16 protein-coding genes are annotated in these 15,764 nt (G+C 46.1%); 3 read left to right on the forward strand and 13 right to left on the reverse strand.

Going from position 1 to position 15,764, the window contains the following annotated elements:
- Positions 1-14: 14 nt before the first annotated feature.
- Positions 15-263: a 30S ribosomal protein S16 gene (gene rpsP / locus ACMXYP_RS15600; protein WP_415882555.1), complete on the reverse strand. Its 249-nt coding sequence runs from the start codon at positions 261-263 to the stop codon at positions 15-17.
- 155 nt (positions 264-418) lie between these two features.
- A complete protein-coding gene (ffh, locus tag ACMXYP_RS15605) occupies positions 419-1,831 on the reverse strand; it encodes a signal recognition particle protein (protein WP_415882556.1) in 1,413 nt (470 codons plus the stop codon).
- Positions 1,832-2,052: 221 nt separating this feature from the next.
- Between ffh and ACMXYP_RS15610 the strand changes: the two genes are divergently transcribed.
- Both ACMXYP_RS15610 and ACMXYP_RS15615 read left to right on the forward strand, forming a co-directional pair.
- A complete protein-coding gene (locus tag ACMXYP_RS15610) occupies positions 2,053-2,838 on the forward strand; it encodes an inner membrane protein YpjD (RefSeq protein ID WP_415882557.1) in 786 nt (261 codons plus the stop codon).
- A 97-nt stretch (positions 2,839-2,935) separates the two neighbouring features.
- The gene (locus tag ACMXYP_RS15615) at positions 2,936-4,207 is read left to right on the forward strand and encodes an HlyC/CorC family transporter (RefSeq protein ID WP_415882558.1); all 1,272 of its coding nucleotides are present in this window, start codon (positions 2,936-2,938) and stop codon (positions 4,205-4,207) included.
- 61 nt (positions 4,208-4,268) lie between these two features.
- Here the strand turns inward: ACMXYP_RS15615 and ACMXYP_RS15620 are convergent, their stop codons facing one another.
- The 4 genes from ACMXYP_RS15620 to ACMXYP_RS15635 are packed head-to-tail and all read right to left on the reverse strand — an operon-like array spanning position 4,269 to position 5,912.
- Positions 4,269-4,568: an MTH1187 family thiamine-binding protein gene (locus tag ACMXYP_RS15620; RefSeq protein ID WP_415882559.1), complete on the reverse strand. Its 300-nt coding sequence runs from the start codon at positions 4,566-4,568 to the stop codon at positions 4,269-4,271.
- A 6-nt stretch (positions 4,569-4,574) separates the two neighbouring features.
- Positions 4,575-4,766 carry a DUF1289 domain-containing protein gene (locus tag ACMXYP_RS15625; RefSeq protein ID WP_415882560.1) on the reverse strand — a complete coding sequence of 64 codons (192 nt, stop codon included), beginning with the start codon at positions 4,764-4,766 and terminating at the stop codon, positions 4,575-4,577.
- 4 nt (positions 4,767-4,770) lie between these two features.
- Positions 4,771-5,295: a gamma carbonic anhydrase family protein gene (locus ACMXYP_RS15630; protein WP_415882561.1), complete on the reverse strand. Its 525-nt coding sequence runs from the start codon at positions 5,293-5,295 to the stop codon at positions 4,771-4,773.
- A gap of 8 nt (positions 5,296-5,303) precedes the next feature.
- Positions 5,304-5,912 carry a CoA pyrophosphatase gene (locus tag ACMXYP_RS15635; RefSeq protein WP_415882562.1) on the reverse strand — a complete coding sequence of 203 codons (609 nt, stop codon included), beginning with the start codon at positions 5,910-5,912 and terminating at the stop codon, positions 5,304-5,306.
- A 180-nt stretch (positions 5,913-6,092) separates the two neighbouring features.
- Here ACMXYP_RS15635 and ACMXYP_RS15640 point away from each other — a divergent pair, with 180 nt between their 5' ends.
- Positions 6,093-6,650 carry an NUDIX hydrolase gene (locus ACMXYP_RS15640; RefSeq protein WP_415882563.1) on the forward strand — a complete coding sequence of 186 codons (558 nt, stop codon included), beginning with the start codon at positions 6,093-6,095 and terminating at the stop codon, positions 6,648-6,650.
- 18 nt (positions 6,651-6,668) lie between these two features.
- Here ACMXYP_RS15640 and ACMXYP_RS15645 read toward each other — a convergent pair whose 3' ends face one another.
- From ACMXYP_RS15645 to ACMXYP_RS15675, 7 genes are all read right to left on the reverse strand, one after another.
- Complete coding sequence (locus ACMXYP_RS15645) at positions 6,669-9,500, reverse strand: cache domain-containing protein (protein WP_415882564.1); 2,832 nt, start codon at positions 9,498-9,500, stop codon at positions 6,669-6,671.
- 251 nt (positions 9,501-9,751) lie between these two features.
- On the reverse strand, positions 9,752-11,563 hold the full coding sequence (locus ACMXYP_RS15650; RefSeq protein ID WP_415882565.1) for a V-type ATP synthase subunit A: 1,812 nt from the start codon (positions 11,561-11,563) through the stop codon (positions 9,752-9,754).
- Positions 11,563-12,252, reverse strand: coding sequence for a DUF2764 family protein (locus ACMXYP_RS15655; protein WP_415882566.1), 690 nt, complete (start codon positions 12,250-12,252; stop codon positions 11,563-11,565). The genes ACMXYP_RS15650 and ACMXYP_RS15655 overlap by 1 nt, the downstream gene beginning before the upstream one ends.
- On the reverse strand, positions 12,252-12,935 hold the full coding sequence (locus ACMXYP_RS15660; protein ID WP_415882567.1) for an ATPase: 684 nt from the start codon (positions 12,933-12,935) through the stop codon (positions 12,252-12,254). The genes ACMXYP_RS15655 and ACMXYP_RS15660 overlap by 1 nt, the downstream gene beginning before the upstream one ends.
- Before the next feature lie 13 nt (positions 12,936-12,948).
- A complete protein-coding gene (locus ACMXYP_RS15665) occupies positions 12,949-13,395 on the reverse strand; it encodes an ATP synthase subunit C (protein ID WP_415882568.1) in 447 nt (148 codons plus the stop codon).
- Entirely contained in the window at positions 13,383-15,164 is a 1,782-nt protein-coding gene (locus tag ACMXYP_RS15670; RefSeq protein WP_415882569.1) for a V-type ATP synthase subunit I, read from the reverse strand. The genes ACMXYP_RS15665 and ACMXYP_RS15670 overlap by 13 nt, the downstream gene beginning before the upstream one ends.
- Positions 15,161-15,763, reverse strand: coding sequence for a V-type ATP synthase subunit D (locus ACMXYP_RS15675; RefSeq protein ID WP_415882570.1), 603 nt, complete (start codon positions 15,761-15,763; stop codon positions 15,161-15,163). Before ACMXYP_RS15675 ends, ACMXYP_RS15670 begins: the two co-directional genes overlap by 4 nt.
- Position 15,764: the final 1 nt, after the last annotated feature.

Below are 15,764 nucleotides of genomic sequence, written 5' to 3' on the forward strand. Positions count from 1 at the left end.
CAAAAACCTAAAAATTACTTAGCTGCTTTAGCTTCTTTTACTAGCTTAGCTACGCGCTCAGAAAGCTGGGCGCCTTTGCTCTGCCAGTATTCAACACGATCAAGATCGATACGAAGACCTTCTTCTTGACCACGTGCAGTTGGGTTAAAGAAACCAACACGCTCAATAAAACGGCTGTCACGCGCATTACGCGAGTCCGCTACTGAGATGTGATAGAAAGGACGCTTCTTAGCGCCACCACGAGACAAACGAATTATTACCATGCGTTAGACCCTTTTATTGAGTGGGTTTTGATATCGCCCACTGTTTGATGAACCAATCTGGTTTTAACGCAGATCGGACCGGAAAAATCAGGGCGGCAATTCTACGCGAATTTGCCGCCCTAATAAAGCTATTTCGTTTAATAAATGCGCAATTATTACATGCGCGGGAAGCCGCCAGGACCACCCATGCCGCCCATACCACCTGGGCCACCACCCATTCCTGGTGGCAGCATGCCTTTCATACCACGCATCATTTTCGACATACCGCCTTTGCCGCTGAACTTTTTCATCATTTTCGACATCTGCTTATGCTGTTTAAGCAGGCGGTTAACATCTTGCACCTGTGTACCAGAACCCATCGCGATACGCTTTTTGCGGGAGCCAGAAATGATATCAGGCTTACGACGTTCCATCGGCGTCATTGAGTTAATGATCGCTTCCATCTGGTGCATACCTTTCTCGGCATTAGCAGCATCAGCCGCTTGCGCCAACTGCCCCATACCCGGCAGTTTATCCAGCATGCCCATCATGCCGCCCATATTCTTCATCTGAGAGATCTGTTCGCGGAAGTCTTCTAGATCAAAGCCTTTACCTTTTTTGATCTTCTTAGCGAACTTCTCAGCTTTCTGCTTATCGATCTTCTGCTCTGCTTCTTCGATAAGAGAAAGGACGTCACCCATACCTAAGATACGGGAAGCGATACGATCTGGGTGGAATGGCTCTAAAGCATCAACTTTTTCACCTACACCCAAGAATTTGATTGGCTTACCTGTGATCTGACGAACAGAAAGCGCAGCACCACCACGGGCATCACCATCGGTTTTTGTCAGAACAACACCGGTCAGTGGTAATACTTCATTAAACGCTTTGGCAGTATTCGCCGCATCCTGACCTGTCATTGCATCAACAACAAACAGGGTTTCGATAGGATTAACCGCTTCATGCAAGCGCTTAATTTCACCCATCATATCTTCATCAACGTGCAAACGACCTGCAGTATCTAGAAGAACGACATCATGATGCTGGATTCGCGCATGAGCAATTGCAGCATTCGCGATATCAACTGGATCTTGCTCAGCCGTTGATGGGAAGAAATCAACCTGCACTTCACCCGCGAGTGTTTCTAGCTGTTTTATAGCGGCTGGACGATAGACGTCCGCAGAAACAACCAAAACCTTTTTCTTTTCACGCTCACGCAGGTGGCGACCAAGTTTAGCGACAGAGGTAGTTTTACCTGCACCCTGAAGACCGGCCATCATTACAACAGCAGGAGGCTTAGCTGCTAGGTTCAGCTGCTCATTAGCCTCACCCATAACCTTGACCATCTCTTCATTGACGATCTTCACGAAGACCTGACCCGGCGTCAAACTCTTGGTTACTTCGGTACCTACCGCGCGCTCTTTAACGCTGTTTACGAACTCTTTAACAACAGGCAACGCCACGTCTGCTTCAAGCAGCGCCATACGCACTTCACGCAATGTGCCCTTAATATTGTCTTCTGTCAGTTTCGCCTGACCCGTGACTGAACGTAGCGTATGCGTAAGTCGTTCTGTTAAATTCTCAAACATGTCCTGCCCCACACTTCCTCTTCACAGACAGCCTTAAAAGGCCCATTAAATAGAGGAAATCGATAAACTTGGATTAATAATCGCAGTATTATACCGCACTCCAACCATCCTTAGCAGCCCCTCTTCTTTTATCCTTCATCTATCTGTGACAAACTAAGGCTCGATTTACACTCCACCCTGTAAACACTGTTCTCCAGGAACACTGGACAGAAGAGACGAAGATGTTATCCATTTCTACATTAATTGCCGTTCTGCTTTACTCAACCGCAGGTTTTTTACAATGGCAAATAATGCGCGGAGACCGCAAACAATCTCGCTCTATCAACAAATCCTTGGGACTAGCAGGGCTGGTAGCGCACACAGCTGCGATTTTTTTAGTTCTACACCAACCGGGCGGTATTAACCTCAGCCTCTTTAGTGTTGGCTCACTGATTTCTTGGCTGGTAGCGGGTTTAGTATTACTCAGCAGCTTACGTCAGAGCATAGACAACCTATTTATCGCCGTATTCCCAATGGCCGCCATGACGGTATTAGCCACTTGGATTGCCGGTGTCGGCGAGGGCAAAGCCTACGATGCTGGGTTGATCCTCCATATACTGCTATCTATCTTGGCTTATAGCATCTTCACCATTGCAACAATTCAAGCCATTTTGCTTTCACGCCAAGTTTCGGCGCTTAAGCATCATCACACACGCGGTTTAGTGTCCTCATTGCCACCATTACAAACAATGGAACGCCTATTGTTTGAGATGCTATGGACAGGACTTACGCTACTAACTGCAGCACTTGTCACTGGTTTTATCTTCTTTGAAGACCTATTTGCTCAGCATCTAGTGCATAAAACCGTGCTTTCCCTGATTGCCTGGGGGCTCTATGCCATCTTGCTATTTGGCCGAAATAGTTTTGGCTGGAGAATAAATGCAGCCATCCGCTGGACAATCACAAGTTTTGTGATTCTGGCGATTGGTTTCTTTGGTAGCAAAGCCGTAATGGAATGGTTTATCTGATATTCAGATAAAAGCACGTATTAATCGAGAGTATGGCTTGACACTCTATTAGCCACATTTAAAAATATCCCTCCATTACTAATATAGGCATACCGTCTTGGAAGACGCATCGATAAGTTTTCTCTTGGGAGTCCTTGGCTTCCTGATCCTTTGTTCCGCTTTTTTCTCTAGTTCCGAAACAGGCATGATGTCGCTCAACCGATATCGCCTAAAACACTTAGTTAAGAAAAAGCACAGCGCCGCTATTCGCGTCAGCAAGCTCCTTGCTCGACCAGATCGCCTGATTGGCGTTATTCTGATCGGTAACAACTTTGTAAACATCCTTGCTTCGGCTATTGCCACCGTCATCTGTGTTCGCCTATGGGGCGACGCCGGCATTATGGTTGCCACCTTCGGCTTAACTGTATTGATCCTAATCTTTGCAGAAGTATCACCTAAGACGATGGCTGCGATTCACCCTGAAAAGATCGCTTTTCCTGCCTCTTTAGTTCTAGCGCCGCTTTTAAAACTGATCTATCCACTTGTATGGATCATCAACGGTATTACTAACAATTTCCTTAAGCTATTTGGCGTAAATGTAACCGGCGATAACAGTCATCACCTCAGCACTGAAGAACTGCGCACGCTGGTACACGAAGCAGGCGCACTGCTTCCGCAAAACAACCAAAACATGCTTCTTGGTGTCTTAGAACTATCAGAAGTAACTGTTAATGATGTTATGGTGCCACGTAACGAGGTACTGGGCATCGACCTAGATGATGACCTTGATACGATTATCGCGCAATTAAGCCGTACCGAGCATACTCGCCTACCTGTTTATCAAGGTGAGCTAAACAAAGTTGTTGGCCTACTGCACATGCGCAATCTAGCGCAGGTTTTCCACAGCGGCACAGTAACTAAGGCAGCGATCCTTCAAGTCATCAGAGAGCCTTATTTTATTCCGGAAAGCACCCCTTTGCAGACGCAGCTACTGCATTTCCAATCTCAAAACCGCCGTATTGGCATGGTGGTCGATGAGTATGGCGATGTGCAAGGCATTGTAACGCTAGAAGACATCCTAGAAGAGATTGTGGGTGAGTTGTCATCGAACAACAAAGAAGCCGATCAAGATATCTTTTTGCAGGAAGACGGTAGCTACTTTGTCGATGGCACCGCTTATATCCGTGATGTAAACAAAGCGCTGGATTGGGAACTACCAACTGATGGCCCTAAAACTATGAACGGCCTAATTACAGAAACATTGGAATCAATTCCTGATGCTAACGTTTGTCTGCAGTTGGAACACTACCGCATCGAAACACTGCAAGTCAGCGACAATGTAATTAAGACCGCTCGCATCATCGCCCTGCCTAAACCGGTAGAAGAATAGAGCTCAGAAGATCGACTCCCTTGGTAACTGCTTTACTAAAGGGAGTCATTTAACCAAGCTTCTAACTAAGTTTAGCTCGAACGCTGTCCACTTTTTCCTGCATCGTTTGCTCTCTATCTGTACGCGTACCTAAGCGCATTGATGTCGTTATTCTCGGCGCGCCCATCTCATGTACCGTTTCATGACAGCGTTTCACCGCTAACATCACCTCATCCCAGTCACCTTCAACATTGGTGCCATATGCGTGCATCTGATGACTCAGACCTGCTTCATCAATGATATTCTGACAAGCTGCCACATATTCAGATACTGAAACACCAACACCTAAAGGGACGATGCAGATATCAATCATAACCTTCATGTTGGATTACTCCGGCAACTGACCTTGCTCACGCAACTTAATCTTTTCCCAAACAGCGCGCTTTTCGTCATTTGAATAAATACCCCACTCAGCAATCTCGATACCACTGCGCTGACAGGCGATACATAAGTCATTTTCATCAAGCGCACAAACACCTACACAAGGGTTTGGCACAGGTTTGTTCTCTTGCTCGGTCATACTTCTACTTCTGAACGGTTAATTCTTTCTTAAATCGACGCATATTTTCGACGTAGTGAAGCGCATTCTGCCTAATGCCTTCCACCTGCTCGTCACTCAACGTACGTTTGATAACAGCAGGCGAGCCCACTACAAGGGAGTTATCCGGTATTTCCATCCCCTCCGGTACCAATGTTTTAGCACCGATCAAGCAACCTTTACCAATTTTGGCCCCATTCAAGACAACTGCACCGATACCGATAAGCGAGCCATCACCCACTTCACAGCCATGAAGCATCGCCATATGCCCAACAGTTACATCACATCCTATGCTCATCGGGAAGCCACTATCGGTATGCAACACCGAACCATCCTGAATATTACTTCCTTCGCCAATAACTATCGGGTCGTTATCGCCACGGATAACAACGTTAAACCAGATAGAAGCACAATCATGTAGCTCTACATTACCGATAACAGTCGCGTTATCCGCCACAAAGTGCTCTTCACCCACTAAGGATACAGCTTGCTCACCCAACGAATACAACATAGTCCCCCTCAAGAGCCACTAGTGAAATGACGAACTTTATGTTCGGGCCGTGGTTTCATTGGAATATTAGCTCCACAACCTTCATTTAATAACTCTGCCAACATATAGGCAGTTAAGCCCCAAATTATGTGACCATTAAACTCCCATGCTGGAACATAGATACTCTGATTTTTAAAACGTATCTCATCCGTTGAATAACGGTTATCCGCAAGAAAGAAACTCAACGGCACTGTAAAAATTTCATCTAGCTCAGCTGGGTTAGCAGTAAATTCAATATCTGAAGGGATCACGCCCACCCATGGCGTTACCTGCAATCCATGCTTTGATCTCACCTGCCCTAACTGCCCAATGACTTCAACATGCCTAGGAGCAAGGCCAATCTCTTCTTCAGCTTCACGTAAGGCTGTAAATAGAAGATCCGTATCCGTGTCATCATATTTACCGCCCGGAAATGCTATCTCCCCACTATGAGATGACAGGGTTGCCGAGCGTTTAGTCAGCACAACATGCGGATCGTCATGATCGGTCAAAGCGATCAAAACGCTGGCTTTAGGCGATGTATCAGGCAAGCTGCGAGGCTCAAACCCCACTAAACGCTCGCGAATAATTGTGAGCATAAGCGTATCTTTTAAAACTGAAGGCCTGCATAGATTGAATACTATATAGCTTAATAGTAACAGAGCTTTTGAATGAACAGCCAAGAGAAACTTGGCCCTCGCTTTTTAATTACATAATGATAATCTAGGTTATTCGTGCATTTCTTGCCTTAAGACAGCTAACAAACCTAGGTTAATTCGATGAACTTTTGCCCAAACTGCGCCGGCTCACTTACTTTCAGTGTTCCTGAAGGGGATCATCTGCCTAGGCATATCTGTAACAACTGCAATACCATCCATTACTCAAACCCAAAGATTATTACCGGTTGCGTGCCGATCTACCAAGATAAAGTATTGCTTTGCAAACGTGCGATTGAACCACGCAAGGGCTTTTGGACATTGCCTGCTGGATTTATGGAGAACGATGAATCTACCTTAGAAGGCGCAAAGAGAGAGACTCGAGAAGAGGCAAATGCGGAAGTTAAGATCAGCCACCTCTACACAATAACCTCAATCGTGCATGTAAATCAGGTACAAATGCTCTATCTAGCTTATATGGATAAACCTGAATATTCGATCAGTCCAGAATCATTGAAAGTTGAGCTATTTAGTGAAGAAGAGATCCCTTGGGATGAACTCGCCTTCCCAACCATCAAGAAGGCGTTAACTTATTACTTTGCTGATCGCAAAAACAACCACTTCCCATTGCGGGAAAATGTTGTAAACCGCTCCATGCAACAACCAAAAGAAGCGGTTTAACTCATCACAAGCTCATAACTAGCTAAAGTAACGCTCAGTCACAGAATCAGCTGGGATCGGTTTCTCGTAATAGTAACCCTGCCCTTCCATACAACCTGCCTGAGCCAAGAACTCAGCTTGCTCAGCCGTTTCAATACCTTCAGCAACAGTAATCAAGCCAAAGTGACTGGCCACATCGATAATCGCCGCACTAATTGCAGCATCATCAGGGTTACCTGGCAGATCATCAATAAAGGCGCGATCGATCTTCAGTTGATCCAGATTGAAACGTTTCAAGTAAGCCATGCTGGAGTAACCCGTACCAAAATCATCCAGTGACAGCTGAACACCTAATTCTTTGAGATCATGCAGCAGCTGCAAGGTCTTATCCTGATCATGCATCAACGTGCTTTCAGTAATCTCCAATACCAGTGAAGCTGGGGCTATCGCAGAAATTTGTAGAGCAGCTCTAACCTCTTCAACCAATTCAGGTCTAAATTGACGAACAGACACATTCACCGACATCGTAAACGGTTGGTCGGACTGCTTGCCCCACTCAGCCGCTTGCTGACAAGCTTGCTGAAGCACCCAGCCACCAATAGGCAGAATCAAACCTGTTTCCTCAGCGAGCGGGATAAAGTTATTTGGTGGAACCAAACCTAAATTAGGATGCTGCCAACGAATAAGCGCTTCACAACCAGCTAAAGAGCCATCAGATAGATTTACTTGCGGCTGGTAATAAAGCTCAAACTCCTGATGTTCAATCGCTTTACGTAGAGCGATCTCAACCTGTAGACGCTCAGAAGCGCGTCGATTCATTTCAGCTGTGTAGAACTGATAATTATTGCGCCCCTGATTTTTAGCAAAGTGTACTGCAGCGTCCGCATTACGCAGCAATTGATCGAAGTCATCTCCGTCATCTGGGAATACTGAAATACCTATACTTGGTGTAATCATCAAATGACTGTCGCTTTGCAAAGGCTCTGATATTTTGTGAATAATGCGTTCACATAAATTCGCTGCCTGCTCTAAATTCTTCAAATTAGGCAAAAGGACACTGAATTCATCTCCGCCCAAGCGACTCACTGTATCGCCTTCACGCACCTCATGCTGAATGCGCTCCGCGACCATTTGAAGTATCTCATCACCAAAGCGATGCCCAAGGCTATCATTGATATTTTTAAAGTTATCTAGATCAATATACAAAAGCGCAAAACGCTGTTTTGTCGCTCGACAGCTCAAAGAAATCGTTTGATCAACCCGATAACCTAACAATCGTCTGTTTGGTAAATTAGTCAAAGAATCATAATCAGATAAGTAACGCAGCTTATCCTCTGCTTCTTTACGCTCAGTCAGATCAGTAATAGCCGCAATATAGTTCTGAACTTCACCTTGCTCATTGTGAGATGCACGAATAGAGAGCCACTGCGGGAATATCTCGCCATTCTTACGACGATTCCAAATATCACCGCCCCAAGCACCTTTAGCGTCAATCTCGCCCCACATTTTCTTGTAGAAGTCGACACTATGCTGACCAGACTGCAATAAACGCGGATTTCGCCCTATCACTTCATCAGCTGAATATCCCGTTATATCAACAAAAGCGTCATTAACCGCTAAGAGGCGACAATCAGCATCCGTCACCATAATCCCCTCACTGGCATTATCAAAAACGCGAGAGGCCAAAAGGAGTGCATTTTGTTTATTTTCAATTTCGTTCTGGTATTTACCAAATTGCCGGTTCAACCAACCAGAGAAAACAAACGTCAGCGACAGTGTCGCGCACGTAGCTAAAAACAGGAATGTATAGATCTGAGCGCGATCCTGGCGCATGGTCTTTTCAACCAGCTCCTTCTGTTTTTCCATCAACTTTTTAATGTCATCCGGATAGAAACCACCGACTAAAACCCAACCTAAATCAGGCACAGTTTCTACCAATGATATTTTCGGGTGAGGCCCCTCTCCGTTGGGGTAATACCATTCATATTCGATAAAACCGCCACCGTTTTCGGCCGTTTCATAGATAAGTTCTAAAACTTTACGCTCTTTTGTACTCACTTTATCAGAGGGGTTATCCCCAGTTAGCGAACTTACGCCAGCAGTCGATAACAAATTCCCCTCGGTATCAAACACCGCGAGATAGCCATTTTCACCGAAACGAATGGTCTCCAAACGCTTTAAAGCTTCCTCTTTAAGATCATTCTCTATTTGATAGAGGTAATCACCCGCTCCAATAATCCATCTATAGGGTTCGAATGATTTTACAAAAGCGATCTTCTCCGTCATTTGGGTCTGATCATGCGGAGGATACCAGCGATAACGAGAGTACCCCTCCTTCTCTGGATTCTCTACGGCATCCAATAAACCACGCATAATGTAATGCCCAGTATCATCCTGATTATCATACAGAGACCGCCCTTCAACACCCGGCGAAGTAGGAAGCAAGATACAGATACCTTGATCATCATCGATAAAGATATAACCACGGCCATTAAAGAAACGAAGATCTCTCAAGGTTTCACGGATTAACGCTTTAACTTCTGCTTCAGGTCGTAAAGGTGATTCGCGGTCATAGATGGTTTGTGCGATCGTATGCGCTTTAAGGACTTCTTCACGAGATTTTTCTTTAAGAACAGCCTCTGCTTGGGCCACCATATACTGGATATAGTCTTTTGCACTATCGATTTCAGTAATTAGGTGCTCTCGCCCTTTATCCATAAACTCCTTCTCTAAAGAAGCTAGGCGATACTCACTATCTCGTTGGTTTTTGTATAAAAAATGCGTGGCAACAGCTGCTAATAACATGACTGCTATGGCAACTGATCCCCAAAGGAGGTAACGCGGCAATGCACCTACATTAGCGGGTGTCATAGAGGAAGCCCCCTATTCTTGCAACGATGGGTAGAAACCGCATCTACTTTCCCATCGCAATAAAGCCGATTGGCTGCGCACATCTGATATTTGGCCCAATACAAACAAAAAGAACCGACCCGCCACTGTAACAGATTTGGCGAAGTAGCAGACCATTCATCCGGTCAAAAAATTGATCTGCATCAAACTACCATAATTTATAGCCTTCAACAAAGAACAGAAGCTTTAAATTAGACCAGTACAGATGTGAACTAACGCAGATTTAGCTTTGTGTTTATTTCATCAATATAGCGCCGATAATCAGGGCTATCAGTGCGGCTATAGTTAAGATTTCGGAACAAACCTGTCAGGGTTACAAAATAATCCCTAACCTCAACTTTATCCTTAAACTCATTACTTGATGTAAGCGCCATTCTTAATAGTGAAAACAAAGCTTGCTGACGCTCAATAGGTACCGATATATCAACATCATCAAAGGCATCTTGCTGCAAGTAGACCTGATCTAAACAGATAGATTTGTGATAAAGAATGTAATCCTGCAAGGTAACACCCTCTTCACCTGTCACCTGCATCATTTGCTGAACTGCCTCACCTTGATCGAGCAATTGCTGCATATCCTTCACCTGAGAAACCCAATCAGCACCTAAATGCTCGGCATACCAATCTGCAAGCTGATCTAGATAACGCGACCATGAAATCAATGGATCTACCGCTGGATAAGCACGTTTATAAGCGCGCTCTGCACTCAAGCCCAAAAAGGTTTTCACCGTTCGCAATGTTGATTGGGTAACCGGCTCTTCAAAGTTACCTCCAGCAGGAGAGACCGTACCAATCAGAGTAAGACTCCCCATATCTCCGGCGTTGTTTTCAATCAAGCCAGCACGTTCATAAAGCGCCCTTACAGCAGAATCCAAGTAGGCTGGAAAAGCTTCCTCTCCCGGAATTTCCTCTAAACGCCCCGAGGTTTCTCGCATCGCCTGAGCCCAACGAGACGTAGAATCCGCAATCAGCAGCACGTTGTAACCCATCTGACGATAGTATTCAGAGATGGTGATACCCGTATAAATCGATGCTTCACGCGCTGCCACCGGCATAGATGAGGTATTACAGATAATCACGGTTCGATCCATCAAGGTTCCACCTTTAGGATCTGGCATATTTGGAAACTCGGTGATCGTTTCCACCACCTCCCCTGCACGTTCACCACAAGCCACAATCACCACAATATCCACATCCGAGAATCGGGATATCAGACTCTGTAAAACTGTTTTACCCGCACCAAAGGGTCCCGGAATACAAGCCGTTCCACCTCGGGCGACAGGGAAGAAGGTGTCGATAAGCCGAATAGAGGTAAGTAGCGGTTCTTGCGGATAGTGCCGTTTGCTTTTTCCCGACCTAAGTAAAGGCTCACTTACTGGTACACGCACAGGCCACTTCTGCTGCATTGTAACTTCAATTTCATCACCGTGCTCAAGGCGCAAACGTGCCACAGGCGTTGTTACCGTGAAACTCCCCTCCTGAACCCAGCTAATCTCAGCCTCACCATAGAGGTTAAATGGCGCCATAATCCGATGTTTAAATCGCCCCTCTTGGACATTGCCAATCAGATCACCCGCCTTAACACGATCACCGACTTTAACACTAGGCTGAAAGGCCCAATGTTGTTGTTGATCAATCCCTTCAACTTCCAGGCCTCGAGGAAGGAAGAAACCATTCTGCGATGCAATGATCTCTAGAGGGTTCTGCAAACCATCATAAACCTGCCCCAACAACCCAGGCCCCAAGGCAACCGAAAGCATATCACCACTTTGTCTAACGGGGTCGCCAACCGCCACACCGCGGGTATTTTCAAATACTTGGACATCTGCTTCACCGTGACGCACTCGAAGCACTTCCGCCTGCAAATATTCCTGCCGTCCATCCGTAGCAGTACGCAAAGGACAGATATAAACCACTTCATTTTTCAAGATGGGATGAAACACACCCTCTTCATTTTTACCCAATTCAACGGTGACGATATCATCCCGTACTGCAACTACCTGAGCTGTAATCTTCTGATCCACTAGGCTTCCCCCTGAGCTAACTGTTGCTCTAGGCCTGTCATTTCCAATAACTGAATATTTACCCGATTAAACTCTGTTAGAGCGGCTTCAGCATCATAATTTAGATGGCGCTCAGCGATACTCCAACGCAATACAAAACAGGCTAGTGCCTCAAAACCAAACCCATGCTGCTTTTCACAAAAGGCCAAGTCCTGCCAAAGCCACTGATTGAGGGTTTGCTCCACCAACAATGCATCCTCTTTAGCTAATACTCGCTGCAAAGACTGTAGCTGTGGACACACTTCCTCTAAACCAAATCCGGGCTCAAACCAATGCTTGCGAATACGCGGCAACCATCGACCTACGCCATAAAACAACGCAGAATTTTCCATACCTGCAGAACGACTCCGCAAAGCTGCCATGAGTGTTCTTAATTCCAAATGAAACAAAACCCGCTGACGTAGCACTTCACTGCTCACTTGCTCAAGCTGATCCATCCACTGATGCACCACCTCTTTATCCGTCAGCCCTCGCAACGCCTGCTCATTTGGATAATACAGCCGTTCAATCAAAGTTAACTGCTGTCTATCAATATCACTTAGCATGGTTAAGCGCTGATCCAGTGCTATACGTGAAAGCGGCAGCTGCTTACACTGTTCTAGATCAGGCAACCACGGCAGCGCGGTTATTAAGGTGTAGTAACCCGACACTAGCGAATCACTCCTTCAATGATCGCTCTGAATCGAGGCTGAAGATGCTTTAACAACAGCTTGGAGATAGCTTCGCTACTCAGATCCACTTCCACCTCCTCTCCTTGCAAACGAACACGAATTCCTTTGCCTTGGTGAAGATCAAAACTGATGCCATTACGCATCTGCTCAGCCGCAAGAGACTGAACAAACTGACTCAACTTACCTTCTCGGTACTCTTTAGGATTCCGACGCAACTCATCCAAGCCGATGTAATCATCCGGCAGAAGCAGCTCGATTTCCTCAGCATCAGCGATGCCATGATCGTGACTTGCCTTAGCCACCAACGACAGGATTAAGCTACGCATAAATTCAGCATTATCCATCTGCTGCGCAACCAAACGCTCTACTTGATCGGTGAAAGAATGAGATAAGGTTTCTCGAACTTCCAGATGCATATCACGCGCTGCGATCTTTAACGCATCTTCGCCAGATTGTTGGAGCTTTTCCGCTTCTTTACGCGCCTTACTGACGATCTGCTCCGCTTCTTGCTTCGCTTGCGATAGCAACCAATCCGCACGATGTTCTGCTTCCTCAACCAAGGCTTCAGCCTCATGCTGACCTTTTTCAACACCTTGCTGACGCAACTTTTCGATTAGCTCCTCAACGCCTGAAGACGCATGAGTTTTATGTTCATTACTCATCAGCAATCTCCCCTTATAAAGGTACGCCCGCACTAATTACCAGCGCAAAGATAAAGGCGAATACTGCAAAGCCCTCTACAATCGCAGCCGGGGCTAACGACATACCAAATATCTCTGGACGGATTTTGGAAACATTGATTGCAGAAGCACAACAACGCCCCTGCCATGCTGCGCTAAATAGAAGCGCTAAACCACACAACAGACCAATAGCAGCTAAGCCCGGTGCGTTATCGATTGTAATTTCTCGATTCAACGCAAACATAACCACGATGCCGTATATAGATTGCGACGACGGCATTGCAGCCACACCAATATAGCGACCATGACCGGTTTCGGTTTCTAACAGCGCACCACAGGCAGCTTGCCCCGCCTGAGCACAACCAATCATGCTACCGATTGCACCTAACGCCATTGGGCCGTATAAACCAGCCCAACCTAAAGCAATAATCAGGTTATCCAAGGTGAAACCTCCCGTTTAGCAAACGGCTGAAAGGCATAGCCCTCATCCGCCAGACTCCAGTTATAAAATTCGATTAAATTCAGACGCAAACCGTGAATCACACCACTGATCACGGTAAGTACGAAATTGAGAAGATGGCCAACCAGCAAGATAAGCACTTTGAATAACAAGCCAATCGCAGGCAGTGCAGCCGCTACATCTACCGCCAGTTGATTAAAGGTCATCGCCAACGAAGCACTGGCCAACCCCAAAGCAAACAGACGCAGATAACTCAGAACATCACCAAAGATTTTGGTAATCCCTGCAAGAGCCAACACACCATCAAAGAACCGCCCCATGCTCCATTCTGACTTTTCACTTGAGAAAAGAAGCACGAGTGACAGACAAGCCGTCAATAACAGCCAATGAAAAACCTCAAAACCAACAATCCAGCCCCAAAGGGCTACAGTGACCGAGCCAGCCCAGCCTAAGGCGGCATACATTCGTGTACTGCCCCGTCTGACCCAAGCCATCATCAGGTTTGCCAAAATCAAATGCACCGCCCCTACGGATATTGAGAGCAGCATCATGCTGTCAAAGTCGTTGAGGTCCATCAGTTTAAAACCCTGCAGCCACGCAAAGGGAGCTTGGGCACCGAAGTAGCTCCCCACCAACACACCCCAGAGAAAGCCTGCCACCGATAACGCTACACCCATCGCACGCAAACGAAGTCCCGTTTCTGATCGCCCCATATCGCGCCAGTAAAACAGTAAGATCGCAGCTAACAACAGCGAGTAGCCTGCATCAGACATAATCAACGCAAAAAAACTAACAAAGGAGAAAAACACTACCCGCGAAGGGTCCCAACTGCGATAGCCAGGCATCTGGAAGAAATTCACCACCTCTTCCCCCCCAGCGACAGAGGTTGGATTCTGTAACAGTGTCGGTGGCAACTCATCAGGTTTAGGTACTTCGAGCTGTAACACCATACTTTTCTGATCAGCAAAGTGCTGTAACGACTCTATGCTGTCCTCAGCGACCCAGCCCTGAATAGCAAAGATCTCATCCCGATCTAAAGTCTGATCAGATACTTCGGCTAGCTGAGCATCATCCTCCGTACCCGCAATAGAGCGCTGTAGAAGATAGATCCATCTAGTAAGCGCCTCGCGTTCGGCTTCAACTGTTTCCAGCTCGACTTCTATATCTTCCAATTCACGTTGCAACTGCTCTAGTGGAATAGCACCGGTATGAGTGCGGGTGACAGGCATAGCATTTAGCGGCGGCTCTGTTTCTGAAATAACCGTGATATAGCTATAGCGATTATCTCGATGGACGCATTGCCAAGGCAGCTCCGTTTTATCTACCTCTTTCATCTTGTAGTTAGGTACAAGATAAAACCACAAACGGTGACCGTATAACTCGCCTTCCTCAGGCAGGATAAAACTACCCCAAGGCTTGAGATCCTTTATCCGTTTACGCAAAAAATCATGCCGTTCCACCAATTTCAGGCGCAAACTACGGTTTTGATCAACTTTATCTGTAACTTCTAGTAGATCAAAATGACGTTCACTCACTACCTGCTTACGCTTTTGCTTAGAGTTCAGCAGATAGTGCAACACGCCATGGAGCTGTTCTGGGCTTACTTGATGCTCTAGCTTCACTTGAGATTTTTGCGGCGCTACCAAAGGAATAACATGCATTACTCCCAAGGCTTGCAAAGCATCAAGAATCGATACCTTTTCCTCGGTTAAGCCAACTAAGGTCGCTTTCTTAAGAGACTGAATACTCACAGTTTCAGCCTCCGACGTTTATTCTTCGCAATTTTTGCGCGCACAACGCCCGCACGCTCAGCATCTGATAATGCGATACGGATCTTTCGAATATTTTTTTCAGTCTGCGGAATTAAAACCTTATCGAATAGATTTAAGCGCTGGGTCGTTTTCTGCAATCCAGCTTCCAATATCTGCAGGCGTTGTTGATAGATTCTGATCTCCACTTCCAACTTTAAGGCCTGTTCCTGCAGTAATAAAACGGTGTCGACCCAATGGGGCAACACCAAACGCGAGTATTCAGATAATTCAACATTAAATTCTGCTAGTTCAGGCAGTTCTAACCCGACTAAATTGCTGTATTTCACCTCAACCTTTTGAACCTGTAACAACTGGCTAAGCTTAATCTCCGCACCCGCTAGCATTGGTAGTTTTTCAGATACACAAAGGTGAAGATCTTGTAGCTTTAGTTGGTTAGTTTGCAGAAACTGCTGGGCTTCTTGCCTCGCAGCCAGAAGCTGTTTCCGCTTTAAATCTAAGGCGGGCACGAACTGACGGAACGCTTTTAAGCGTCCGCCCTCACGATTTAATGTGGTCTTATTGAGTGCTAGCTTCGCCACA

It is taken from the genome of Neptuniibacter sp. QD34_54 (assembly GCF_047778055.1).
Classification (GTDB): Bacteria; Pseudomonadota; Gammaproteobacteria; order Pseudomonadales; family Balneatricaceae; genus Neptuniibacter.